The 24,100-nt window shown below is 67.7% G+C and carries 22 protein-coding genes; 12 read left to right on the forward strand and 10 right to left on the reverse strand.

Annotated features, from left to right (window positions below; genetic code table 11):
* Positions 1–118 precede the first annotated feature (118 nt).
* The 8 genes from hpaI to ACYP5B_RS03985 all read right to left on the reverse strand — a co-directional run bounded on the left by hpaI (position 119) and on the right by ACYP5B_RS03985 (position 6,564).
* Positions 119–922 carry a 4-hydroxy-2-oxoheptanedioate aldolase gene (gene hpaI, locus ACYP5B_RS03950; protein WP_318236720.1) on the reverse strand — a complete coding sequence of 268 codons (804 nt, stop codon included), beginning with the start codon at positions 920–922 and terminating at the stop codon, positions 119–121.
* Between the two features lie 24 nt (positions 923–946).
* On the reverse strand, positions 947–1,750 hold the full coding sequence (gene hpaH / locus ACYP5B_RS03955; RefSeq protein WP_459568623.1) for a 2-oxo-hept-4-ene-1,7-dioate hydratase: 804 nt from the start codon (positions 1,748–1,750) through the stop codon (positions 947–949).
* A gap of 67 nt (positions 1,751–1,817) precedes the next feature.
* Positions 1,818–2,207: a 5-carboxymethyl-2-hydroxymuconate Delta-isomerase gene (locus tag ACYP5B_RS03960; RefSeq protein WP_318236722.1), complete on the reverse strand. Its 390-nt coding sequence runs from the start codon at positions 2,205–2,207 to the stop codon at positions 1,818–1,820.
* A gap of 36 nt (positions 2,208–2,243) precedes the next feature.
* Positions 2,244–3,092 carry a 3,4-dihydroxyphenylacetate 2,3-dioxygenase gene (gene hpaD / locus ACYP5B_RS03965; protein WP_400097177.1) on the reverse strand — a complete coding sequence of 283 codons (849 nt, stop codon included), beginning with the start codon at positions 3,090–3,092 and terminating at the stop codon, positions 2,244–2,246.
* 79 nt (positions 3,093–3,171) lie between these two features.
* Positions 3,172–4,632: a 5-carboxymethyl-2-hydroxymuconate semialdehyde dehydrogenase gene (hpaE, locus tag ACYP5B_RS03970; RefSeq protein ID WP_459568624.1), complete on the reverse strand. Its 1,461-nt coding sequence runs from the start codon at positions 4,630–4,632 to the stop codon at positions 3,172–3,174.
* Between the two features lie 28 nt (positions 4,633–4,660).
* Positions 4,661–5,425, reverse strand: coding sequence for a fumarylacetoacetate hydrolase family protein (locus tag ACYP5B_RS03975; RefSeq protein WP_459568625.1), 765 nt, complete (start codon positions 5,423–5,425; stop codon positions 4,661–4,663).
* A complete protein-coding gene (locus ACYP5B_RS03980) occupies positions 5,422–6,087 on the reverse strand; it encodes a fumarylacetoacetate hydrolase family protein (RefSeq protein ID WP_459568644.1) in 666 nt (221 codons plus the stop codon). The genes ACYP5B_RS03975 and ACYP5B_RS03980 overlap by 4 nt, the downstream gene beginning before the upstream one ends.
* 243 nt (positions 6,088–6,330) lie before the next feature.
* Positions 6,331–6,564 carry a hypothetical protein gene (locus ACYP5B_RS03985; RefSeq protein ID WP_400097179.1) on the reverse strand — a complete coding sequence of 78 codons (234 nt, stop codon included), beginning with the start codon at positions 6,562–6,564 and terminating at the stop codon, positions 6,331–6,333.
* A gap of 41 nt (positions 6,565–6,605) precedes the next feature.
* Between ACYP5B_RS03985 and ACYP5B_RS03990 the strand changes: the two genes are divergently transcribed.
* The 10 genes from ACYP5B_RS03990 (at position 6,606) to ACYP5B_RS04035 (ending at position 18,038) form a co-directional block, all read left to right on the forward strand.
* Positions 6,606–7,700 (forward strand): substrate-binding domain-containing protein, encoded by a 1,095-nt coding sequence (locus ACYP5B_RS03990; RefSeq protein WP_459568626.1) that lies wholly within the window; start codon positions 6,606–6,608, stop codon positions 7,698–7,700.
* A gap of 70 nt (positions 7,701–7,770) precedes the next feature.
* Positions 7,771–8,802 (forward strand): ABC transporter substrate-binding protein, encoded by a 1,032-nt coding sequence (locus ACYP5B_RS03995; protein WP_459568627.1) that lies wholly within the window; start codon positions 7,771–7,773, stop codon positions 8,800–8,802.
* Positions 8,803–8,954: 152 nt separating this feature from the next.
* A complete protein-coding gene (locus ACYP5B_RS04000; protein WP_318236728.1) occupies positions 8,955–9,773 on the forward strand; it encodes an ABC transporter permease in 819 nt (272 codons plus the stop codon).
* Positions 9,774–9,784: 11 nt separating this feature from the next.
* Positions 9,785–10,666 (forward strand): ABC transporter permease, encoded by an 882-nt coding sequence (locus ACYP5B_RS04005; protein ID WP_459568645.1) that lies wholly within the window; start codon positions 9,785–9,787, stop codon positions 10,664–10,666.
* Positions 10,659–11,732 carry an ABC transporter ATP-binding protein gene (locus ACYP5B_RS04010; protein WP_459568628.1) on the forward strand — a complete coding sequence of 358 codons (1,074 nt, stop codon included), beginning with the start codon at positions 10,659–10,661 and terminating at the stop codon, positions 11,730–11,732. The genes ACYP5B_RS04005 and ACYP5B_RS04010 overlap by 8 nt, the downstream gene beginning before the upstream one ends.
* Positions 11,729–12,592: a phosphodiesterase gene (locus ACYP5B_RS04015; RefSeq protein WP_400097189.1), complete on the forward strand. Its 864-nt coding sequence runs from the start codon at positions 11,729–11,731 to the stop codon at positions 12,590–12,592. The genes ACYP5B_RS04010 and ACYP5B_RS04015 overlap by 4 nt, the downstream gene beginning before the upstream one ends.
* Before the next feature lie 496 nt (positions 12,593–13,088).
* Positions 13,089–13,751, forward strand: a complete 663-nt coding sequence (locus ACYP5B_RS04020; RefSeq protein ID WP_459568629.1) for a response regulator transcription factor — start codon at positions 13,089–13,091, stop codon at positions 13,749–13,751.
* Between the two features lie 3 nt (positions 13,752–13,754).
* Positions 13,755–15,566: an ATP-binding response regulator gene (locus tag ACYP5B_RS04025; protein WP_459568630.1), complete on the forward strand. Its 1,812-nt coding sequence runs from the start codon at positions 13,755–13,757 to the stop codon at positions 15,564–15,566.
* A gap of 196 nt (positions 15,567–15,762) precedes the next feature.
* The gene (locus tag ACYP5B_RS04030; protein WP_459568631.1) at positions 15,763–17,214 is read left to right on the forward strand and encodes an aldehyde dehydrogenase family protein; all 1,452 of its coding nucleotides are present in this window, start codon (positions 15,763–15,765) and stop codon (positions 17,212–17,214) included.
* 146 nt (positions 17,215–17,360) lie between these two features.
* Positions 17,361–18,038, forward strand: coding sequence for a phospholipase domain-containing protein (locus tag ACYP5B_RS04035; protein ID WP_459568646.1), 678 nt, complete (start codon positions 17,361–17,363; stop codon positions 18,036–18,038).
* On the opposite strand, the gene ACYP5B_RS04040 is transcribed toward ACYP5B_RS04035, so the two are convergent.
* Positions 17,927–18,559 carry a CDP-alcohol phosphatidyltransferase family protein gene (locus tag ACYP5B_RS04040; RefSeq protein ID WP_459568632.1) on the reverse strand — a complete coding sequence of 211 codons (633 nt, stop codon included), beginning with the start codon at positions 18,557–18,559 and terminating at the stop codon, positions 17,927–17,929. The two genes, ACYP5B_RS04035 and ACYP5B_RS04040, sit on opposite strands and share 112 nt — an antisense overlap.
* An 85-nt stretch (positions 18,560–18,644) precedes the next feature.
* Positions 18,645–19,268, reverse strand: a complete 624-nt coding sequence (locus ACYP5B_RS04045) for an HAD family hydrolase (RefSeq protein WP_459568633.1) — start codon at positions 19,266–19,268, stop codon at positions 18,645–18,647.
* 163 nt (positions 19,269–19,431) lie between these two features.
* On the opposite strand from ACYP5B_RS04045, the gene ACYP5B_RS04050 reads away from it, so the two are divergent.
* Positions 19,432–21,492, forward strand: a complete 2,061-nt coding sequence (locus tag ACYP5B_RS04050) for an ExeM/NucH family extracellular endonuclease (protein ID WP_459568634.1) — start codon at positions 19,432–19,434, stop codon at positions 21,490–21,492.
* Positions 21,493–21,615: 123 nt separating this feature from the next.
* Positions 21,616–24,099, forward strand: coding sequence for an ExeM/NucH family extracellular endonuclease (locus ACYP5B_RS04055; RefSeq protein ID WP_459568635.1), 2,484 nt, complete (start codon positions 21,616–21,618; stop codon positions 24,097–24,099).
* Position 24,100: the final 1 nt, after the last annotated feature.

Here is a 24,100-nt window from a genome sequence, read left to right on the forward strand (position 1 = left end):
AGCTAAGCCACCCCTCTCCCCGGCCCTCTCCCCCTGAGGGGAGAGGGAGAGACAGCCGTCGTCGTAGCGCATGGCCTTGGCCCGTTCGGCGGCTTCGTCCAGCGCTCCTGGTGCGCGGCTAATACGTCTTGTCCCCGCCGCCCACCGCGCCGCCCTGCCCCTTGAACTGCGCGGCGAGGCTCTCTGCCGCGCGAGCCAGCATCGTGGCATCCACGCCAACCGCGGTGAACGTGGTGCCCAGCGCCATGTACTGCCGCGACTGCGCCACATCGGCGCTGAGAATGCCCGCGCCCTTGCCGGCCTGGCGAATGCGCGCGATGGCGTCGGCGATGGCGCTTTGCACGTCCGGGTGGCCCGGGTTGCCGAGATGGCCCATGTCGGCGGCAAGATCCGCCGGGCCGATAAACACGCCATCCACGCCTTCGGTGGCGGCGATCGCGTCGAGGTGCGCGAGCCCCGCGCGCGTTTCCACCTGCACCAGCACGCACATCTCGCGGTTGGCTTGGGCCAGGTAGCCGTCGACACGGTTCCAGCGCGAGGCTCGGGCCATCGCGCTGCCCACGCCACGCACGCCTTGCGGCGGGTAACGCGTGGCGGCGACCGCGGCGGCGGCCTCGGCGGCACTTTGCACCATCGGCACCAGCAAGGTCTGCACGCCCAGGTCGAGCAGCTGCTTGATCTGCACGGTGTCGTTCCACGAGGCACGCACCACCGGCCGCACCGGATAGGCGGCCAGCGCCTGCAACTGCGCCAGGATGGACGGCACGGTGTTGGGTGCGTGCTCGCCGTCGATCAGCAGCCAGTCGAAGCCGGCGTCGGCCAGCACTTCGGCGGTGTAGGGACTGGCCAGGCCGAGCCACAGGCCAATCTGCTGCTCGTTCGCGGCGAGCGCGCGCTTGAAGGTATTGAGGGGGATTTCCATGATGGCGGTATCGGGACGTTGGCGTCAGGCGAAGTGGCATGCCACGGCGCCCAGCGCGCCGTAGTCTACATGGAATGTATCACCCGGGCTGGCCGCAACCGGCCGGGTGAAGGAGCCGCCGAGGATCACCTCGCCGGCTTCCAGGCCCACGCCAAACGGATGCAGCTTGTTGGCCAGCCATGCCACGCCGTTGGCGGGATGGTTGAGCACGCCGGCGGCCACGCCGGTCTCCTCGATCACGCCGTTGCGCGACATGATGGCCGAGACCCAGCGCAGGTCCACATCGAACGGCCGCACCGGGCGCCCGCCCATCACCACGCCGGCATTGGCGGCGTTGTCGGCGATGGTGTCGAACACCTTGCGCGGGCGCTTGCTGTCGGGATCGATCCCATGGCTGCGCGCATCGATGATCTCCAGCGCGGGAATCACGTAGGCCGTGGCGTCATACACGTCGAACAGCGTGCAGTTCGGCCCCTTGAGCGGCTTGTCCAGCACGAAGGCCAGCTCCACTTCCACGCGCGGCACGATAAAGCGGCCCGGGGGGATCGTCGCGCCGTCCTGTAAGAACATGTCGTCGAGCAAGGTGCCGTAGTCCGGCTCGTCGATCTGCGAGGACAACTGCATGGCGCGCGAGGTCAGGCCGATCTTGTGGCCCTTGATGGTGCGGCCTTCAGCCAGCTTGTGGGCCAGCCATTCGCGCTGGATGGCGTAGGCATCTTCAATCGTGATGTCGGGATGGTCCAGCGAGATTTGCCGGATCTGCTTGCGCGATTGCTCGGCGTCGTGCAGGCGATGGGCGATCTGGCGGATCAGCTCTGGGCTGAGCATGGGGTCTCCGTGGGATGCGTTGAACGTTGAGCGTTGAGAGTTGGGGGCCGGCCGACGGTGGAACCGGTCAGGCCTTCTTGAAGCGGGCGTGCACGTTGTTGTGCTTGTAGCTGCCGCCCTCGTTGAACTCGACCAGCTCCATCGACAGCGCCAGGTAGCGCCGCGCATACAGCTCGGCAAAGTGCGCCTTGACAGCCTCGAACAGCGCATCGCAGGCCGCCTTCTTGGCCGCCTCGGGGCGCCCGGCGCCGATCTTCAGCGTGATGTGGACGAAGGCGTAGTCTTCCTCGCCGTCGGCCATGCGGTAGTCGGTCAGCGCCAGCGCGCGCGAGCGGATGCCACCGATGGGAAACACGCCGTCCTGGGCGATCAGCACGTCGTTGATGGTCTTGAGCAGGGCCGGCACGCGCGCGTCGGCGCGGATATTGTCGGTGTACTCGACGATGATGTGGGGCATTGGCGGCCTCTCCAATAAGGCGTGAATCGTGATCCGTCAGCGCACCGGGAAGATCGCATTGATCTGGCCGGTGCCAGAGCTGGTGAAGTAGTCGGTGACGATCTCCACCGGCCGGTCGTACTTGTCCCAGCCCAGCAAGCCGAGCAGCATGGCGGTGTCGTGCATGCCGCCCTCGCCGATGCAGTGCTCGTTGTACTCCGGCAGCATGCGGCAGAAGGTGGCCCAGTCGCCTTGCTTCCAGAGTTCCACGACGCGCAAGTCCACCTGCTTGAAGAACTCGCGGCTGATCTGGTGGATGCTCTCCTCGGGGCTGTTGTTGTCGTTGAAGCGGTGCGACAGCGAGCCGCTGGCGAGAAACGCCACATTGGCATCGCTGGCCTCGATGGACGCGCGCAGCGCCTCGCCAAAGCGGCGGCTTTCGTCAAGCTGGTGCCAGGCGCACCAGGCCGCGATCGATACCACCTTGAAATGGCGGTCGGCGTTCATGTAGCGCATCGGCACCAGGGTGCCGTATTCCAGCTCCAGGCTGGCGATCTCGTGGGCGCGGGTCATCACGCCTTGCTCGGTGGCGGTGCTGGCGATCAGGCGGCCCAGTTCGGGGTTGCCGTCATAGGCGTAGGCCATGTCCTTGATGAAGTGCGGCAGCTCGTTGCTGGTGTAGATGCCCTCGAAATGCCCATTGCAGTTGACGTGATAGCCGGCATTGACCAGCCAGTGCACATCGGCCACCACGATGGTGTCCACCCCAAGCTCGCGGCAGCGCCGGCCGATCTCGCGGTGGCCGGCGATTGCCGCCTCGCGGCAGCCGTAGTGCTTGCCGGGCAATTCCGATAGGTACATCGACGGCACGTGCGTGATCTTTGCCGCGAGTGATAGTCTGCCCATTGCGGTGTCTCCTGTCTTGTCATGGCGCCAGTGCCGGGTCGAAGCCGCTCACTTCGGGCGCTGGCAAAGGCGATCGTTCTCAAACGCCCCAGCGCGGAATATGATGCCCGCCCATCGAGATGCACACGTTCTTCACCTCCGCAAACACCTCGAAGCTGAACTCCCCGCCCTCGCGCCCGGTGCCGGATGCCTTGGTGCCGCCAAACGGCTGGCGCAGGTCGCGCACGTTCTGGCTGTTGACGAACACCATGCCGGCCTCAATGCCGCGCGCCAGCCGGTGCACCTTGCCAACGTCCTGCGTCCAGATGTACGAGGCCAGGCCGTAGGCGGTGTCGTTGGCCATGGCCAGGCCATCGTCCTCGCCCTTGAAGGGGATCAGGCAGGCCACCGGGCCAAAGATTTCTTCCTGCGCCACGCGCATGTGGTTCTCCACATTGGCGAGCACCGTGGGCTGCACGAAGTTGCCGTTGCGCAGGTGCGCCGGCAGGTCGGCCGGGCGCTCGGCGCCGCCGGCCAGGATGGTGGCGCCTTCCTGCTCGCCCAGGCGGATATAGCCAGTCACCTTCTCCCAGTGCTGCTGGGTGATCATGGCGCCCACGTGGGTCTGCTCGCTGGTCGGGTCGCCCACGCGCAGCTTCCTGGCGCGTTCGGCAAACTTGCCGACGAATTCGTCGTAGACCGTGTCCTGCACGAAGATCCGCGAGCCGGCGGTGCAGCGCTCGCCGTTGATCGAGAAGATGGTGAACAGCGCGGCGTCCAGCGCCCGCTCCAGGTCGGCGTCGTCAAACACCAGCACCGGGGACTTGCCGCCCAGTTCCATCGAGAACTTCTTCAGGCCGGCGCGTTCGATGATGCGCTTGCCGGTGGCGGTGCCACCGGTGAACGAAACCGCGCGCACGTCCGGGTGGCGCACCAGCGCATCGCCCGCGCTGGCGCCGTAGCCCTGCACCACGTTGAGCACGCCGGCCGGCACCCCGGCTTCCAGCGCCAGCATGCCGAGCTGGTCGGCGGTGAGCGGCGACAGCTCTGACATCTTCAGCACCGCGGTGTTGCCCAGCGCCAGGCACGGCGCGACCTTCCAGGTGGCGGTCATGAAGGGCACGTTCCACGGCGAGATCAGCGCGCACACGCCCACCGGCTGGTAGAGCGTGTAGTTGAGCATCTGGTCATCGACCGGGTAAGTGCGGCCGTTCATCTGCACGCACACCTCGGCGAAGAAATTGAAGTTCTCGGCGGCGCGCGGGATCAGCTGCTTGCCGGTCTGCGCGATCGGCAGGCCGGTGTCCTGCGTTTCCAGCGCGGCAAGATGCGGCACGTGCTCGGTGATCAGGTCGGCCAGGCGGCGCATGATGCGGGCGCGCTCCTTGGCCGGCGTATTGGCCCATTTGGGAAAGGCGGCCTTGGCGGCTGCCACGGCGGCGTTGACTTCCGCCTCGCCGCCCGCTGCCACCGTGGCGATCTCCTCGCCGGTGGCCGGGTTCCAGGTGGTGAATGTGTCCTTGCTGTCAACCTGCTTGCCGTCGATCCAATGCTTGATCATGTCTTCCTCCTTGTTGGCGCGTGGCGCTTCAGCGCACGCTGCCGTATTCGGTAGCCGAGGCAATGGTGTTGACCAGCCGCCCCACCCCTTCGATCTCAGTGACGATCTCATCGCCCGGCTGTGTATCGGCCAGCCCTTCCGGCGTGCCGGTGAGGATCACATCGCCCGCTTCCAGCGTCATGAAGCTGCTGAGGTATTCGATCAGCCACGGGATGCCGAAGATCATGTCGCGGGTGCTGCCTTGCTGAGTCAGCTTGCCGTTGACGGTGGTGGTCAGCGCGAGGTTCATCGGATCCGGCACGTCGTCGCGGTCCACCAGCCACGGCCCCAGCGGCGTGCAGGTATCGCGGTTCTTCACCCGCAGGTTGGGGCGATAGTAGTTTTCCAGGTAGTCGCGGATGGCGTAATCGTTGGCGACCGTGTAGCCGCGCACATGGTCGTAGGCCTGCGCTGCCTTGATGCCGCGCGCCGTGCTGCCGATCACCACCGCCAGCTCGCACTCGTAGTGCATGTACTTCACGCCCTCGGGCCGGATGGTGTGGGCCCGGTGGCCGATGAACGCGCCCGGCCCCTTGAGGAAGACCAGCGGTTCTTCCGGCGCCTTGAAGGCCAGTTCGCGCGCATGGTCGGCATAGTTCAGGCCGAGCGCAAAGGTGGTGCGCGGCGCCACTGGCGGCAGCCACGTCACGGCGTCTTCGCTGACCATGCGGCCATCGTCCAGGCGCAATGCGCCTTCGCCAGCGGGCTGCGCGGTGTGGACCAGGCCATCGAAGGCTACGCGTGCGGTTCTCATGCTGCCTCCCCGGGCGCTGCCTTGATGCCGTGCCGCAAGCGTCCTACGTGTTCGATCTCGATCTCCACCGTGTCGCCGGCACGCGCCAGCGGCGCGCCTTCGGGCACGCCCGCCAGCAGCACGTCGCCGGCTTCGAGCGACATGAAGGCGGTGACATCGGCCAGCAACTGCGCCACCGGGCGCAGCAGGTTGCCCGTGTGGTTGCGCTGGCGCTCTTCGCCGTTGATGCGCACCACCATGGCGAGCGCGTCGGCGTTGGCTACCTGCTCGCGGGCCATCACCCACGGGCCGATCGGGCAATAGCCGTCGCGGCACTTGTGGCGCACCGCCGGGCGGTAATAGCTGGCATGCGGCACGCTCACATCCGACACCACCGTGTACCCGGCGATATAGTCCGCGGCCTGCGCCGGGTCGATGCGGGTTGCGCGCCGGCCGATCACGATGCCCAGCGCGGCGCCGATCTCCAGGGTCTCCTGGCCCGGTGGCAGCTCGACAAGGCTGCCATGGGCGGCCAGCGTATTGGCCGGCTTGATGTAGAGGATAGGGCCCGCCGGCGGCGCCTGGTAAGGGGCCGCATTGACGCTGTCGCCAAGGGCCGCAAGCGCGCCCTTGAAGTTCAGCAGCGTGCCGTACACCGTGCCGGTGATGGCGGGCTGCCACATGAATTCGCCCTCGCGCAGGGCGCGCCCGCCGTCCAGCGGCAGCAAGGTGGCACCGTCCACCGGCACTGCCCGCACTGGCCGGCCGCCGGCGGCGATTCTGGCTTGTCGCATCGTGCTCCTCTCTGGTTGCGTCCGCGCTTGCCAGGCGCTTGCGCTGCCCGGCTGGCGGATCGTCGAGGACGGATCGCCCGTTGGCGCCGCCTGTACTTAACATGTTAATTAGATTGCGCCGGAGTTTCAACCCTATTGTGAGCCGCGCCACCGTGATCTTGCCGCCTGGCCCTTCGCGCCCTCGTCGGCGCCTGTCATCGTGCTGTCATGCAGCATCCCCAGAATTCGCCCTGTACCGGGTTTCGCCTTGCCGCAGCGCGATTGTGATAACGCACCGCAGCAGTAAAAAGGCTTGCTACCCGATTTTTTTGCGGCTTGAATGAAAACGTTTTCATTTTGACCGCCATTGCGTGCCTGGTTCGCCATGCGCGCAATGTGATCCCGAAACCAAGACCGGAAGCTCTTACGTGAAGCGCACCCAGGACCGCTCCAGCAGCACCGCCCCAGACGCCGTCGGCACTGCCACGCTGGTGGACGTGGCGCAGGCAGCGGGCGTATCGCTAGCCACCGCGTCGCGCGCGTTCAACAGCCCGGCGCTGGTGCGCGAAGGCACCGCGCAGCGTGTGCTGGACGCCGCACGGCAACTGAGCTTCCGCCCCAACCTGCTCGGCAGCAAGCTGCGCGCGCAGCAAAGCCGGATGATCGGCGTGATGCTGCCCACCCTGGAAAACGCAGTGTTCGCCGAATGCTGGCGCGGCATCGAGGACGCCGCGCTGGCCGCCGGCTACTCGCTGATGCTGGTGACCAGCGCCTACGACCCCGCGCGCGAACGCGAGCGCATCGAATACCTGCTGCGCCACCGGGTCGACGGCATGGTGCTCACGGTGGCCGACGCCGCGCGCAGCGCCGTGCTCGACCAGCTCGATGCCGAAGGCGTGCCCTATGTGCTGGCCTACAACCAGGCCGCCGCGCGCGGCCAGCGCCACTCGGTCTCGGTGGACAATCGCGGCAGCGCCCGCGAAGGCGTGCAAGCGCTGATCGCGGCCGGGCATCGCCGCATCCGCGTGGTCTCCGGCGCCTTCATCGCCTCCGACCGCGCGCGCCAGCGCTTCGAGGGCTACCGCGACGCCATGCACGCGCACGGCCTGCAAGCCGCGCCGCCGCTTTGCCTGCCCTCCCACACCGCCAGCAACGCCGACCAGATCCGCGCGCTGGCCGCCGGGCCGGATGCGCCCACCGCATTTTTCTGCACCAACGACCTGCTGGCGATCGGCGTGATCTCCGACCTGAAGCGGCTCGGCCTGCGCGTGCCGCGCGACATCTCCGTGCTGGGATACGACGGCATCGCGCTGGGCGCGCTGGTGGAGCCGGCACTGGCAACAGTGATGCAGCCCAATACCGAAATTGGCGAGCGCGCCGTCGCGCAGTTGCTCAAGCGCTTCCGCCATGCCGCCGCCGACGCGACCGACGCGATCGACGCGACGCGCGGCGCCAAACCTGGACGCATTACCTTGCTGCCCCATGGCCTGCGCCTGGGCGGCACTGTAGCCGCACCGGCATGACCCCGGCATGACCCTTCGCCAACCGCTTTCCCCCTGCCCCAGCCCACGTATGCAACCCAAGGAGTCCACCATGCAAGCAACCCGTTCCTGGCACAAACCGCTGCGCCGGATCGCCAGCGCGCTCGGCGCCGCCGCCGTCTGCGCATTCAGCCAGGGCGCGGCAGCGCAAACCGCGATCTGCTACAACTGCCCGCCCGAATGGGCCGACTGGGCCTCGCAGATCCGCGCCATCAAGGAAAAGACCGGTGTCACGGTGCCGCATGACAACAAGAACTCCGGCCAGTCGCTCGCGCAGCTGGTCGCCGAAAAGGGCAGCCCGGTAGCGGACGTGGTGTACTACGGCGTGACCTTCGGCATCCAGGCCAAGAAGGACGGCGTCACCGCCCCCTACAAGCCGGCCCACTGGAACGACATCCCAGACGGCCTCAAGGACCCGCAAGGCAACTGGTTCGCCATCCACTCCGGCACGCTTGGCTTCATGGTCAACGTCGACGCCCTGCGCGGCAAGCCCGTGCCGCAATCGTGGGCCGACCTGCTCAAGCCCGAATACAAGGGCCTCATCGGCTACCTGGACCCGGCCAGCGCCTTCGTCGGCTATGTCGGCGCGGTTGCCGTCAACCAGGCAATGGGCGGCTCGATGGACAACTTCGGCCCGGCCTTCAAGTACTTCCGCGACCTGCAGAAGAACCAGCCCATCGTCCCCAAGCAAACCGCCTATGCCCGCGTGCTCTCCGGCGAGATCCCGATCCTGCTGGACTACGACTTCAACGCCTACCGCGCCCGCTACAAGGACAAGTCCAACGTCGCCTTCGTGATTCCCAAGGAAGGCACGGTGGTGGTGCCGTACGTGATGAGCCTGGTGAACAAGGCGCCGCACGATGCGGATGGCAAGAAGGTGCTGGATTTCGTGCTGTCCGATGCGGGCCAAGCCCTGTGGGCCAATGCGTACCTGCGCCCCGTGCGCAGCGCCGCCGTGCCCAAGGAAGTGCAAGCCCGGTTCCTGCCGGCAGCGGATTACGCGCGGGCCAAGCCGGTGGATTTTGGACAGATGGCGGATGCGCAGAAGGGGTTCAGCGAACAGTATTTGAAGGAAGTCCGTTGAATGGCTAGCGCTAGCGGGTGAGTGCGGCCGGTCGCTCTTGACGAGCGCCCGCCCTCTCCCCCAACCCCTCTTCCGCCATGCGGGAGAGGGGAAACCGGCGACACGCCAGCGCGAATGAACCGGCGTGCACGAACTCTGGGAGCACCCCCATCATGCATAAACGAAGCCCCCCACTCCTTCTCTTCGCCCTTCCGGCGCTGATCGTCTTCTTCGCCTTCTTCTGCCTGCCCATGGCAAAGCTGCTGGCGATCAGCATCACGGGTGAAAAAGGCGCGAGCGTCTACTGGACCGTCATCTCAAGCGAGCGCTATCTGCACAGCCTGATGGTCACCGTGCTGCTATCGGCAACGGTAACGCTGGCCACCCTGATCATCGCCGGCATCACCGGCACCTTCCTGGAGCGCAACGCCGTGCCCGGAAAGGCCCTGCTGGTCGCCATGCTGACGTTCCCGCTCGCCTTCCCCGGCGTCGTCATCGGCTTCATGGTGATCATGCTGGGCGGCCGCAACGGCCTCGTCGCCATGGTCAGCGATTGGCTGGTGGGAGACCGCTGGACCTTTGCCTACGGTCTTGCCGGCCTGTTCGTCGGCTACCTGTACTTCTCCATCCCGCGCGTCATCCTGACCGTGATGGCAGCCGTTGCCAAGCTCGATGCCTCGCTGGAAGAAGCCGCCCGCTCGCTCGGCGCAGGCCGCTGGCGCGTGGTGCGCGACGTGATGCTGCCCGCGCTGATGCCGGCCATGATTTCCAGCGGCGCGATCTGCTTTGCCACCAGCATGGGCGCCTTCGGCACCGCCTTCACGCTGGCGACGCAGCTCGATGTGCTGCCGCTCACCATCTACAACGAGTTCACCAACTACGCCAACTTCGGCATGGCCGCCGCGCTGTCCTTGCTGCTCGGCACGGTCACCTGGGCCTTGCTGGCGGTGGCGCGCTGGTTCTCGGGCGACGCTGTCGCCGCTACTGCCTGAGGCTACCCATGATGACGTCTTCCCGCCGCGGCAATGCCTACTGGCTGCAACTCGCGCTCACGCTCCTGGTGTGCCTGTTCATGGTGGTGCCGGTGGTGCTGTCCGTGCTCGCCGGCCTGACCAACAACATCTTTGTGGGCGTGTCCAGCGGCCTCACCACGCGCTGGCTGGTGGAGGTGTGGGCGCTCTACCGCAACACCATCTTCCTGTCGCTGGGCATCGCCCTGGCGTGCCTGGCTTGCACGCTGGTGCTGGGCGTGCCCGCGGCCTACTACATGGCGCTGCGGCGCGGGCGCGTGACGCGCCTGATCGAGGAGCTGCTGATGCTGCCGGTGGCCGTGCCGGGGCTGGCCACCGCGCTTGGCCTGATCCTGCTCTATGGCGGCTGGCAGGCGTTCCGCACGAGCTGGGTGTTTATCCTGGTCGGCCACGTGCTGTTCACGCTGCCGTTCATGGTGCGCTCGGTACTGGCCATCATGTCGGCCATCGATATCCGCACGCTGGAAGACGCTGCCGCCAGCCTGGGCGCAAGCCGGCTGCAGCGCTTCTTTACCGTGGTGCTGCCGAACTGCCGCCAGGGCATCCTGGCCGGCGCGCTGATGGTGGTGACGCTCTCGGTGGGGGAATTCAACCTGACCTGGATGCTGCATACGCCCACCACGCAGACGCTGCCGGTGGGGCTGGCCGACAGCTACGCCTCGATGCGGCTGGAGATCGGCTCGGCCTACACCATCGTGTTCTTCTTCATGATCATTCCGCTGCTGGTACTGATGCAGGGCTTGTCCGCGCTGGGCGCGCGTGCCCGCAAGCACCAGCCGCTGGCAGACAGCGCCGACACCAGAGCGATCTCCGGCGCCGATCCGCTTTCCACTTCCGAGGCCCGCCATGCATGAACCGACCACCATCACGCTGCGCCACTGCGGCAAGACCTTCGCCGACGGCACGCTGGCGCTGCAACCGCTGGATCTCGACATCGGCGCGGGCGAGACCGTGGTGCTGCTCGGCCCCTCGGGCTGCGGCAAGACCACCACGCTGCGCATCATCGCCGGGCTGGAATTCCCCGACGCCGGCGGCGTGGTGATGTTTGGCGACAACGACGTGACGCCGCTGCCGATCGAGCAGCGCGGCGTGGGCATGGTGTTCCAGAGCTACGCGCTGTTTCCCAACATGACCGTGGCGGAGAACATCGCCTACGGCCTGCGCGTGCGCCGGATCGATGCCGCCGCGCGCCGCCGCCGGGTGGACGAGATGCTGGCCATGATGCATCTGGGGCCTTTCGCCGAGCGGCGCATCGACCAACTGTCCGGCGGGCAGCGCCAGCGCGTGGCGCTGGCCCGCGCCATCGCCGTGCAGCCGCGCGTGCTGCTGCTCGATGAGCCGCTGACCGCGCTGGACGCCAAGCTGCGCGACGCGTTGCGCGCCGACATCAACCAGCTGCTGCGCAGCCTGCATATCACCGCCGTCTACGTCACCCACGACCAGGCCGAGGCGATGGCGCTGGGCGACCGCATCATCGTGATGGACCGTGGCCGCATCGCGCAGACCGGCACGCCGCAGCAGATCTACCGCGCGCCGGCCAATGCCTTCGTGGCGGATTTCATCGGTACCATGAACCGCCTGCCGGCCGTGCTGGAGGCCGATGCCTGGCGCGTGCCGGGCGGCCTGGTGCCGCGCCATGGCGCCGCCGCGAGCCTGGCCGCCGCTCCCTCGGCCCGTGCCGAACTGCTGTTCCGCCCCGAAGACGTAGCGTTGGCACAGGCCGAGGATGCCCACCTGGGCGGCTCGGTGGTCACCGCGCTGTTCCTGGGCAACTACACACGCTTGCTGATCGACGTGGGCGCGCCGGCGCCGCTTGTCGTCGACACCACACGGCGCGATGGCTGGCTCGCGGGCGACCGCGTGGGCCTGCGCCTCGATACCGGCCACCTGATCACGCTCCCCGAAGCGCTCGCCGCATGAACACCGCCAACGACAACCCGGCCGGCACCTACCTGCTCGCCCACATCACCGACCTGCACATCAAGGCCGGCGGCAAATTGTCCTACCGCATGGTAGATACCGCCGGCGCGCTGCGGCGCTGCATCGCATCGCTGCTGGCCGCGCCGCAGCGGCCCGACTCCGTCGTCATCACCGGCGACCTGGTGGACTTCGGCACCGAAGAGGAATACCGCTTCCTGCGCGGCATCCTGGAGGATCTGCCCATGCCGGTGAGGCTATTGCCCGGCAACCATGACCACCGCGCCACGCTGCGCCGCGTCTTTGCCGATCACGACTACCTGTTTGCCAACGGTGACGGCGACGCGCCGATCCACTACAGCGTGGCGGCCGGCCCGCTGCGCCTGGTGGCCTTCGACTGCACGGTGCCCGGAAAGCCTGGCGGCCAGGTCGATCCCGCCGCGCTGCCGTGGCTCGAGGCCACGCTGGCGGCCGAGCCGGGCAGGCCCACGCTGCTGATGCTCCATCACCCGCCCTTTCATACCGGCATCGGCCACATGGACCAGCAGGGCCTGGCGGGCGCGGCGCTGCTGGAGGCGGTGGTGCGCAGGCACCCGACGGTTGAGCGCGTGTTGTGCGGCCACCTGCACCGGCACATCACGCACCGGTTTGGCGGCACGATCGCCATGACGGCGCCGAGCCCGGCCCATCAGGTCACGCTCGATCTCGATCCGCAGGCGGCCTCGCGGTTTCGCATGGAGCCGCCCGGCTACCTGCTGCATCAGTGGCAACCCGCGCACGGGCTGGTAAGCCACGCGGCGGTCATCGGCGACTTTGGCGCCGACCATCCCTTCTTCGATGCCGCGGGCAAGTTGATCGACTGACTGGCCGGTCGGTCAAGAACGCATCGGCACATCGGCACATCGGCCTGCAACCGGTTGCATCCGCCTGCGCCGGCCAATCCAGTGGCACGAAACCGTGGCCCAAAAAAAACCCACTGCCGGGTGGTAGTGGGTAACAAAAGTGGTATGGGCGAGTCGCGGAAATCACCCATGCATGCATGGTGGCACCGGACGTCCCCTAACGAAATAATCCTTCCGGACTAGTGCTCATCCCAATGGCAAGTCGTCGGCGCCGGCATGCCGCAGCGCCATTTCCCGCGAGCCCTAGTGTGCAAGCCATTTGCGGGGCGGCACGCTGCCAGAGCCAGCTGCGCCCCACCCTGCGTTTCCCCTCTTTAGTGGGGAAATGGACAAGACCCCCATAATCTAGTCCAATTCGCCCTGGCGCTCGCTTCGATCGGGGCGTAGCGCATCACATTTTGCTCCACTTGTTCCACCGGCCGCAACCTGCGCGCCGTCCGCCGCACAACCCCAACCCATGCCCAACGCCCACCTGCTGCTGATAGACGACCACACCCTGTTCCGCACCGGCCTGCGCCTGGTGCTGGCGGACAGCCAGAGCGTGGCGAGCATCATCGAGGCGGGCTCCGTCATGGGCGCGGTGGAGGCACACCGCGCCGCCAGCGTGGACATCATCCTGCTGGATATCCAGATGCCGGGCCTCAACGGGATCGAGGGCGTCAAGGTGTTGCGCCGCCACTTCCCCGCAGCGCGCATCCTGATCGTGTCCGGCACCTCCGCCCTGGAAACCATTCCCGCCGCCGCGCGCAAGGAGATTGCCGGCTTCCTGCCAAAATCCGCGAGCAGCATCGAGATCGAAGACGCCATCGCCTCTTGCCTGCGGGGCGACACATACTTCAACCCCGACCCCGCTGGCGCCGACTGCACCGACCCGGCTGGCCATGCCAACGGCAACGCGTACCAGGGCTACCAGGCCAGCTCGCTCACGCCGCGCCAGCTCGAGGTGCTGGACCAGCTCAGCCAGGGCCGCTCCAACAAGATCATTGCCCACCATCTGGGGCTCTCGGAGAACACCGTGCGCGTCCACGTGGCAGCCATTCTCGATCACCTGGGCGTGGTCAGCCGGGTCGAGGCGGTGCTGGAGGCCCAGCGCCGCGGCCTGGTGCAGACGGGCAGGTAAGCCATGGCGTTTCTCCTCCCCCGTTTTGACGAACCGCGGCTGCTGGCCGCGCAGATGGAACTGATCGACCAGAGCTTCGGCATCGCCATGCTGGGCTGCGCGCTGGCGGCGGGCATCCTGGCCTTCGGGCTTGCCCTCGGCGGCGGGCATCCGGGTGCGTTGCCCTGGGCGCTGACGATGGGGCTGGCGTGCGCCGCCGGGCATTTCGGGCGGCGCCTGATGCCCGAGCGCACGGGCGAAGCCCATGCCGGGCGCTACGCGCGCAGCATGACGCTGCTGCTGACGCTGATCGGCGCGCTCTGGGGGCTGGCGGCGTGGCTCTACATGGATATGAGGACGCCCGCCACGGTGATCTGCATCCTGTCGCTGATCGCGGGCATGAGCGCGGCCGCGCTGGCGGTGTTCTCCGCCTGCCTGCCGGTTGCCGTGGGCTTCTTCATCCCGGCCATCGTGCCGGTCTGGGCGGTCTTCATCGCCACCGGCGACGTCGCCTACCTGCCCATGTTCCTCGGCGCGCCGCTTTATCTCGTGGTGCTGATGATCTTTGCGCGCAACTATGCGCGCGTGGCACGGCACGGCATCGCGCTGCGCTTCGCCAACGTGGAGCTGATCTCGCAGTTGCGCGAGCAGACGGCCCGCGCGGAATATGCCCAACGCGAGGCCGAGGAAGCCAACCGCGCCAAATCGGTGTTCCTCGCCTCGGCCAGCCACGACCTGCGCCAGCCCCTGCATGCGCTCGGCTTGTTCGTGGTCACGCTGGGCCGCTCCGACCTCACCGACAAGCAACGCCAGTTGCTCACGCACATCGAGGCCGCCTCCGGTGCCGCGCGCGAAATGCTCAACACGCTGCTGGACTTCTCCAAAGTGGACGCGGGCGTCATCACCGCCCGGCCGCGCGCCTTCCGCCTGCAGCCCTTGCTCTACAAGCTGGAGAACGAGTTTGCTCCGCAGGCCGACGACCGCGGCTTGTTCTACCGGACCCGGGATACCACCGCCACGGTGTTCGCCGACCCGACGCTGGTCGAGCTGATCCTGCGCAACCTGATCGCCAATGCCATCCGCTACACCACCCAGGGCGGCGTGCTGGTGGCCTGCCGCCGCCGGGGCGAGCGCGCGATGATCGAGGTGTGGGATACCGGCGTTGGCATCCCCATGACCCAGCATCGTGCGATCTTCAAGGAGTTCCACCAGCTGGGCAATCCGGAGCGGGACCAGCGCAAGGGCCTTGGCCTGGGCCTGGCCATCGTGGCAGGGTTGGCGCGCACCATTTCCACCCGGATCCTGCTGAACTCACGGCCCGGCCGCGGTTCGGTTTTCCGCTTCGCCCTGCCCATGACCGAGGATCGCGCCGAAACCCAGCACGCGGGCTTGCATCACAAGCCCAGCCTGAAGGGGTTGCGCGTGCTGGTGATCGACGACGACCAGGAAATCCGCATCGCCATGGCAGCGCTGCTGGAGAGCTGGCAATCGGTGTGCCTGGCCGTGGAGTCCGAGGAAGACGCGCTGGCCGCGCTTGGCGCCTTCCGGCCTGACCTGCTGCTGGCCGACTACCGTCTGCGCGGCGAGCGCACTGGCCAGGAAGCCATGATGGCCATCCGCGAGCGGCTGGGTCGGGCCATTCCCACTGTCATCATCACCGGCGATACCGCCCCGGACCGCCTGCGCAGCGTCCATGCCGGGGGCGCCGCGCTGTTGCACAAGCCAGTTGTGGCGCATCAGTTGCATACAGCCATGACCGCGCTGCTGCGCGACGCCGGCTGGCGGCAGGACATCCCCCGGGGCTCCGCGGACCGGACAACACGCGCCGAAGGCTGACGGGCGCATCTGCCCCCGCATTCATCCCCTCCTTGATTCATGCTTTTTTTGCATTAATCAATCCGTCCTATTAATTGGACTTGGAGCCAACGCCCACCCACACTGCATCGTGACAGCAGGCACGGGCGTCACCGGCTAGCCGTATCGCTTCCGCCAATGTGCCGCGAGGTTCACCGACCCCAAGCGAGGAGCAACCATGAGCACGCAGCCCGAACTGCCAAGACACGACCTGCTGATCGACGGCAAGCGCCTGCCGCCCGGCACCGGGGAGTATTCCACCGACATCAATCCGGCCACGGAGCTCCCGATCGCCTTGGTCGCGCAAGGCAGCGCGGCCGATGTCGATCTGGCCGTGACTGCCGCCCGCGCCGCGCTCAAGGTCTGGGGCGGCCTGCGCGCGGCCGAGCGCGGCCGCATCCTGTACCGCTTTGCCGACCTGCTGGAAGCGAACCAGGAGGAACTGATCGCGCTGGAAAGCCTGGATGCCGGCAAGCCGCTCGCTGCCGTGCGGCGCCAGGACATGCCGGCCGTGATCGACACCGTGCGCTACTACGCTGGCTGGGCCGACAAGATCAACGGCCAGGTGGTGCCGACCCGCCCCGGCGCGCTGACCTACACCGTGCGCGAGCCGGTGGGCGTCGTCGCCGCCATCGTGCCGTGGAATTTCCCCCTGATGATCGGCATGTGGAAGATCGCGCCCGCGCTGGCCTGCGGCTGCACCCTCATCGTCAAACCCGCCGAGATCACGCCGCTGACCGCGCTGCGCGTGGGTGAGCTGGCGCTGGAGGCCGGCCTGCCGCCCGGCGTGCTCAATATCGTCACCGGCAAGGGCAGCGTGGTGGGCAATGCGCTGGTTGCGCATCCCGGCATCGACAAGGTGACCTTCACCGGCTCGCCTGGCGTTGGGCGCGGCATCATGCAGGGCGCCGCCGCCAACTTCAAGCGCGTCACGCTGGAGCTCGGCGGCAAGTCCGCCAACCTGATCTTTGCCGACGCCAATGTGGATGGCGCGGTGCGCGCCGCCGCCTCCGGCATCTTCTTCAATGCTGGGCAAGTCTGCTCGGCCGGCTCGCGCATCCTGGCGCAGCGCGCGGTCTACGACGAGGTGGTGGAAAAGCTGGCGGCGCGCGCCGCCTCGATCCGCGTGGGAGACCCCGCCGCGCCCGACACCACCATGGGGCCGCTGGTGTCGTCCGCGCAGATGAAGACCGTGCTGGACTACGTGGAGATCGGCAAGCGCGAAGGCGCCATCGCCGTGACCGGTGGCGAGCGCGTGGGCGGCAAGGGCTACTACGTGCAGCCCACCGTGTTCGCCAACGTGGAGCACGAGATGCGAGTCTCGCAGGAGGAAATCTTCGGCCCGGTCGCCAGCGTGATCCGCTTCGAGGACGAAGCCGACGCCGTGCGCATCGCCAACGGCACCGCGTTCAGCCTGGCGGCCGGGGTGTGGAGCGCCGACATCGGCCGCGTGCACCAGGTGGCCGCCGAGCTCAAGGCCGGCACCGTATGGATCAACACCTATGGCCACACCGACGTGCGCCTGCCCTGGGGCGGCGCCGGCGACTCGGGGCTGGGCCGGGAGCATGGGGAAGCCGCCATCGACAACTTCACCGAGCCCAAGGCAATCTGGCTGTCGCTGCGGCAATAGCGGGGAACCTGCTGCGGCGGGTGTGGAGCTGGCGGCGCCAGGACAGAGTTAAGATTGTGGGCAAGCGATAACAACCCGTCCCTCAACGCACCGATCCGCACCGATTCGCGCCATGCCCGTTCAGCGGCACGCGTCCTTCGCGCGCGCTGCCCTACGCGCTACAGGCACAAGCCCTGGTCGATGCCGGCCATGGGGCAGTGCACCTCAGCTTTTCCAACAGCGGCCAGGCCGGGGCAGTGTTCCACGTCTACGACCGGCTGCACCTGGACCGTGTGCCGCGCCGCTATTTCGTCGAAGCCTGCAAGCGCCTCGCCGGCAATTGGGACACGCGTGCCGATGCGGGGCGCTATGACCTGTGGGTGCTCGGGCCCAACGGCTGGCACCGGCATTTCATCGGGTCGGCAGACGGCGCTCGCACGGGCCTGGCCCCCGAGATCGAGATCGGCTACGACATCCCCGCGCGAAGCCTGCGCAACGGCTTGCGCAATGACGCGGACCAGCCCTGCACGTTTGTGCTTGCCGCCAATGCTTACGTGGATGGCGCGGCCTGCAAAGTCACCGTGCCGGCCCGCACCAGGCACGCGCTGGCGTGGCCGGTGGATTTATCAGGCGGCTGGTACGACTTCACCGTCATGGTAGCGGCCTTGCCCGGCTACGCGCGGCGCTGCGCCGGGCGCATGACTTGCCCCGCGTTGCCATACTTGCGCGGGGACTACATCTTCGGGATGCGCAGGGTCTTGCTGATCATCAGCGAGCCGGAGAGCACGAACAGCAGCGCGAGTGGGTGCAGGTCCGCCGGGCCGATCGACCACACGCCGCCGTAGAGCGCCTCGCCCACCCGGCCTTGCCAGGCGCAGAATGCCAGCACGCCGGTCAGCAGCACGCTGGTGGGAATCGGCGTGCCCTCGAAATACGCCACCTTGTCGCTGCCCTCGGACAAGGTCTCGGCGGAGACGTTAAAGCGTGCCAGCCGGCTCACGCCGCAGCAGACGAAGTAGATCAGCGCCGCCATGTCCCAGCCACCGCGCATGCCCGCGGCGAACGCCAGCGTGGCCGGGCCAACCCCGAAGGAAATGATGTCGGCGAGCGAATCCAGCTCGCGGCCCAGCGCCGAATGCTGGTGGCGCCAGCGGGCGATGCGCCCGTCGAGCACATCGAAGACAAAGGCCGCCGGCGCCAGCGCTGCCGCCGCCATGAAATGCGCTGGCGAGCCCGAGGCGATGTAGAACATGGCGAAGAACACCGATGCCATGCCGCAGGCTGCGTTGCCCAACGTGAACAGATCGGCAAGGTGCAACTCGCGGATCATCGAGAAATGCTTGGGACGTTCTGGTGTGGATGCCATGGCGGTGGGCTCCTGAATCCTTTGGTGAAATGACTGTCGGAACACAAGGTTCGCCCACAAGAAGCGAACCAAGCAATCAATCTGGCTAGAAGCGCAATCCCGCTGCGCGTAGCGCGCCTGCGGTCTGCGCGGCGCTGACGTGATGCACAGCCTGCCAGCCCAGCGCCGTTGCCGCAGCCACATTGGCCGCGTTGTCATCGATGAACAGCAACTCTCCCGTCGCGATGCCCGGCAGGCTGGCCTCGATGCGCGCCTGCATGAGCCGGTAGATGGCCGGGTCGGGCTTGGCGACGCCAACCTCGCCAGACACCAGGATATCGCGGAACCATGACAGGAAATCGCCGATACGCACGGCATGCGGATAGGTCTCGCTGGACCAGTTGGTCAGGCCGAACAGCGGCACCTGCGCGGCATGCAGGCGCTGCAGCAGCGCCACGCCCTCGGCCAGCGGACCACGCAGCATCTGGGGCCAGCGGCCATAGAACGCGCGGATCAGGCCGGCTTGCGCGGGATGCTCGGCCACCAGCGACTCGGTGGCCTCGTGCAGCGGCCTGCCAGCATCCTGGCGGATATTCCACGCCGGCGAGCACACTTCCGACAAGAACCGGGCGCGCTCCTGTGGATCCGGAATCAATTCGCGATACAGGTATTCCGGGTTCCAGTCGAACAGCACGCCACCAAAATCGAACACTACGGCACGGACAGTCACGGTATCTCGTCAGCTGCGTTGGGGACAAGGCTGCATTCTCGCAGAGTCTGCGCCGGGGCCAGTATGAGAATGGTCTCAGTCCGCGGGCCGGCCCTGGGTTCTACGCTTGGCATCGCCAGTCCACCCGGACTCATCACTGCGCCGAGACCTTGGAGACCCATCCATGCGCCTGTTTTCGCCAAAGCCTTTCCTGCACGGCTTCTTGCCACGCTGCCTGCCACCCTGCCTGGCCTTGCTCTGCCTTGCCTTGCCCGCCCATGCCGACGTGGGCTATCGCGACCAGGCACGTTCCCTCCTGGCCCCGCCCACCGCGCAGTGCGGCGCGCCGGCCACGCTGATCGCCAATCTGCGCGACGAAAGCGAGGGCACGCCGTCCATCGGGCGAAGGGTCGCGCTGGAGGCGGTGGTCACGGCCGACTACTCGGGCAGCGGCGGCTTCAGCGGCTTCTTCGTGCAGCAGGCCGACGCCCAGCGCCAGCGGCGTCCCGGTGTGTCGGAGGGCATGTTTGTCCATGCGCCGCGCGCGGGTGCGCGGGCGGGCGATCTGGTGCGCGTGCTCGGCACGGTGGAGGAGCGCGCGGGCCAGATGCGGCTAAGGCTGTCCGGCCGGGCCACGGTGTGCGCGGTGGGCCAGGCGGTCACCCCGGAAACCGTCACGCTGCCCGTGCCGCACACGGGCTCGCTGGCGGCCTATGAGGGCATGCTGGTGCGGCTGCCGCAGACCCTCACCGTCAGCGAGACTTTTGAGCTCGGCCGCTATGGCAGCGTGGTGCTCAGCCTCGGCCGCCTGCCCCTGCCCACCAACGTGGCCTTGCCCGGGGAAGCCGCCGCCGCGCAGGCTGCCGCCAATGCGCTCAATCGCCTGGTGCTTGACGACGGCTCCAGCCTGCAAAACCCGCCGCGTGTCATCCATCCCGCACCGGGCCTGAGCGCGTCGAACACACTGCGCGGCGGGGACTCCGTCGCCAATGTGCAGGGCGTGCTGGAATGGCGCTCAAATGGCTGGCGCATCCAGCCGCTCCCCGATGCGCCGCCACCAGCGTTCCAGCCCACCAATCCGCGCGCCGGCGCCCCGGCACGTGCCGCCCGCACCGATCTGCGCGTGGCGGCGTTCAACGTCGAGAACTACTTCAACGGCGACGGCCGCGGCGCGGGCTTCGATGACCCCGGCAACCGCGGCGCAAAGACGCCTGCCGAGTTTGCCCGCCAGGAAGCCAAGATCGTGAGCGCGTTGCAGGGCCTCGACGCCGACGTGATCGGCCTGATGGAGATCGAGAACAATGGCCATGACGAGCTGAGCGCCATCCAGCGGCTGGTGGGCAAGCTCGGTCCGGACTGGCGCTTCATTCATCCTGGCCGCGAGAAGTTGGGCAGCGATGTCATCAAGGTCGCCCTGATCTACAACGCCCGCACGGTGGAGTCCGTCGGCATGGCGGCCACCCTGGCGCTGGGCGCGAGAACCCGCCAGCCGCTGGCCGCCACCTTCCGCCTGCCCGGCCATCCCGCCAGGCTGACGGTGGTGGTGAACCACTTCAAGTCCAAGCGTTGCCACGACGCTCGCGGCGTCAATGCGGACCAGCACGATGGCCAGAGCTGCTGGAATCCCACGCGCGTGGCGGCGGCCAGCCGCCTGGCCGACTGGCTGGCCACCTCCCCCACCGGCCTGCCGGACGATGGCAAGCTGGTGATCGGCGACCTCAACAGCTACGCACGGGAAGACCCGATCCGCCTGCTGGCCGAGCGCGGCTATGCGGACATGATCGCGCGCTTCACCGAGGCCGGCGGCCACGCCTACAGCTATGTCTTCAGGGGCGAGGCCGGCTACATCGACCACGCGCTCGCCGATGCGGGGGCGGCGAGCCGCATCCTCGCGGCGCGCCATTGGCATATCAACGCCGACGAGCCAATCTCCCTGGCCTATGCGCTGGCCCACAAGAGCGAGGCGCAGCAGCAGTCCTTCTATGCGCCGGATGCCTATCGCTCTTCCGACCACGACCCACTGGTGGTCGATCTTGCCATGCGCGGCGATGCCGTGGCTGCGGGCGACACAACCGTGACCGAGGGTAGCGTGGGAAACATCAGCGCGGACACTGGCACCAGCGAAAAAACGGAAACCGGGGCCGGCGCCACGGATCCCTGGCTGCTGTGGACCGTGACAGGCGCCGCGGCGTTGGCCGCGTGGCACTGGTTTGCGCGCCGCGTCCTGCCACGCTGGCGGGCGTGATCCCCTCATTTCTCCAGGGGCGACGACGAAGCGGGCAAATGTATGCCAGCCATTCATGCCTGTGTCACCTGCGCTCAATAGTATCCCGGACTTCGCAAAACCCAATCTATCGAGCCGCCCCACATGCGCCTGTCCGTCCTTGGTACCGCCCTGCTCGCTATCGCCCTGCCCGCCCATGCCGACCTGATCATCAGCGAGGTCGTGGAAGGGACCTCCAACAACAAGGCGGTCGAATTGCATAACCCGGATGCTACGGCGATCGACCTGTCGCAATACAAGCTCCAGCAATACAACAACGGCGCCACGGCGCCAACCAGCACCTTCACGCTCAGCGGCACGCTGGCCCCCGGCGCGGTCTACGTGCTGGCGCATACCAGCATGGCGGCCACGCTCGGCAGCCGCCTGAACCAGGTCACCGCGTTTACCTTCAACGGCGACGACGCGCTGGTATTGACGCGCGCGGGCACCGTGATCGACCGCTTCGGCCAGGTCGGCGTGCAGCCTGCCGGCGGCGCCTGGGGCACCGGCACTTCCGTCACCAAGGACAACACCTTGCGCCGCAAGGCCGGCTTGGTGACCGGCGACACCGACAGCACCGGGGCCTTCGATCCGGCGCTGCAGTGGGACGGCTTCGGCACCGACGCCTTCGCCGACCTCGGCTACTACAACAACGCGCCGGCGCCTTTGCCGCCGGTCACCGCGCAGTGCGGTGCCGCGGCCACGCTGATCGCCGATATCCAGGGTGCCGGCGCCACCTCGCCGCTGGCCGGGCAGACCGTCGATGTGGAGGCGGTGGTGACGGCCGACTATCCCGGCACGGATGGCTTCGGCGGCTTCTTTGTCCAGCAGGCGGATACCCAGCGCCAGAACCGCCCAGGCGTGTCCGAGGGACTGTTCGTGTACGCCCCCTCGACCAGCGCCCGTGCCGGCGACCTGGTCCACCTGGTTGGCAAGGTCGAGGAGAAATTCGGCCAGACGCAGCTGGCGCTCGCCAGCGACGTGGCCGTCTGCGGCAACGGCCGGACCGTCACGCCGGCGGTGGTCACGCTGCCCGCGCAGACCGCGCAATCGCTGGCTGCCTTCGAGGGCATGCTGGTGCGCCTGCCGCAGACCCTCACCGTCAGCGAGACCTATGAACTGGGGCGCTACGGCAGCGTGCTGCTGAGCAACGGCCGCCTGCCGCTGCCCACTAATGTGGCGCTGCCCAAGGCCGGCGCGGCGGCGCAGGCTGCTGCCAACGCACTGAATCGCCTGGTGCTGGACGACGGCTCCAACAAGCAGAACCCGGCGGTCGTGCCCTTCCCGGCGCCGGGCCTGAGCGCGGCCAACACGCTGCGCGGCGGGTACACCGTGAGCAATGTGCAGGGCGTGCTGGAGATGCGCTTTGGCAGCTGGCGCCTGCAGACGGTGCCTGGCGCGCAAGCCCCGGCCTTCCAGGTCACGTCAAACCCACGCACCGGCGCGCCCGCACGCGCGGCCCAGTCCGATATCCGGGTGGCTTCGTTCAACGTGCTGAACTACTTCAACGGCGACGGCCGTGGCGCGGGCTTCGACGACCCGAACAATCGCGGCGCCAAGACGCTGGCGGAGTTCGAACGCCAGGAAGCCAAGATCGTGGCCGCGCTGAAAGCGCTCAATGCCGATGTCATTGGCCTGATGGAAATCGAGAACGACGGCTACGGTGAATTCAGCGCCATCCAGCGGCTGGTTGGCAAGCTCGGTGCGGACTGGCGCTTTGTCGACCCGGGCGTGGACAAGCTCGGCGGCGATGCCATCAAGGTCGCCCTGATCTACAACAGCCGCACCGTGGAGCCCGTGGGCGTGCCCGCCACGCTGGCCATCGACGACAAGAACCGCCAGCCGCTGGCACGCACCTTCCGCCTGCCCGGCCAGGCCCGCAAGCTCACGGTGGTGGTCAACCACCTCAAGTCCAAGGGTTGCACCGGGTCCACGGGCGCCGACGCCGACCAGGGAGATGGCCAGAGCTGCTGGAACCCCACCCGCCTCGCCGCCGCCGGCAAGATCGCCGACTGGCTTGCCACCTCGCCGACCGGCGTGGCGGATGACGGCAAGCTGCTGATCGGGGACCTCAACAGCTACGCCAAGGAAGACCCGATCCGCCTCTTTGCCGACAACGGCTACGCCGACATGGTGGCGCGCTTCGTCGGGGCCGGCGCCTATAGCTATGTCTTTGGCGGCGAGGCTGGCTACATCGACCACGCGCTCGCCAATGACGCAGCGGCGAGCCGCATCCGCGCAGTCAGCGAGTGGCATATCAATGCGGACGAACCCATCGCGCTGGAATACTCGGTGGCCTTCAAGAGCGCGGATCAGCAACAGTCGTTCTACGCGCCGGATGCCTACCGCTCCTCGGACCACGACCCGGTGCTGGTGGATGTGGCACTGCGCGACGACAGCCTTGCACCGGAGGGTGACCAAGTGGGTTCGGGCACCGGCAATGACGGTGGCACCACCGCCAGCCAGGGCGGCGATACGGGAGGCGGCGCAGCGGATGCGTGGATGCTGCTGGTGCTGGCCGGCGCCCTGGCGGCAGCGGCATGGCGCCGCTTTGCACACGGCTTTGCGCGCCGTTTTGCACGCCACTGAA

This window comes from Cupriavidus sp. 8B, from assembly GCF_054589115.1.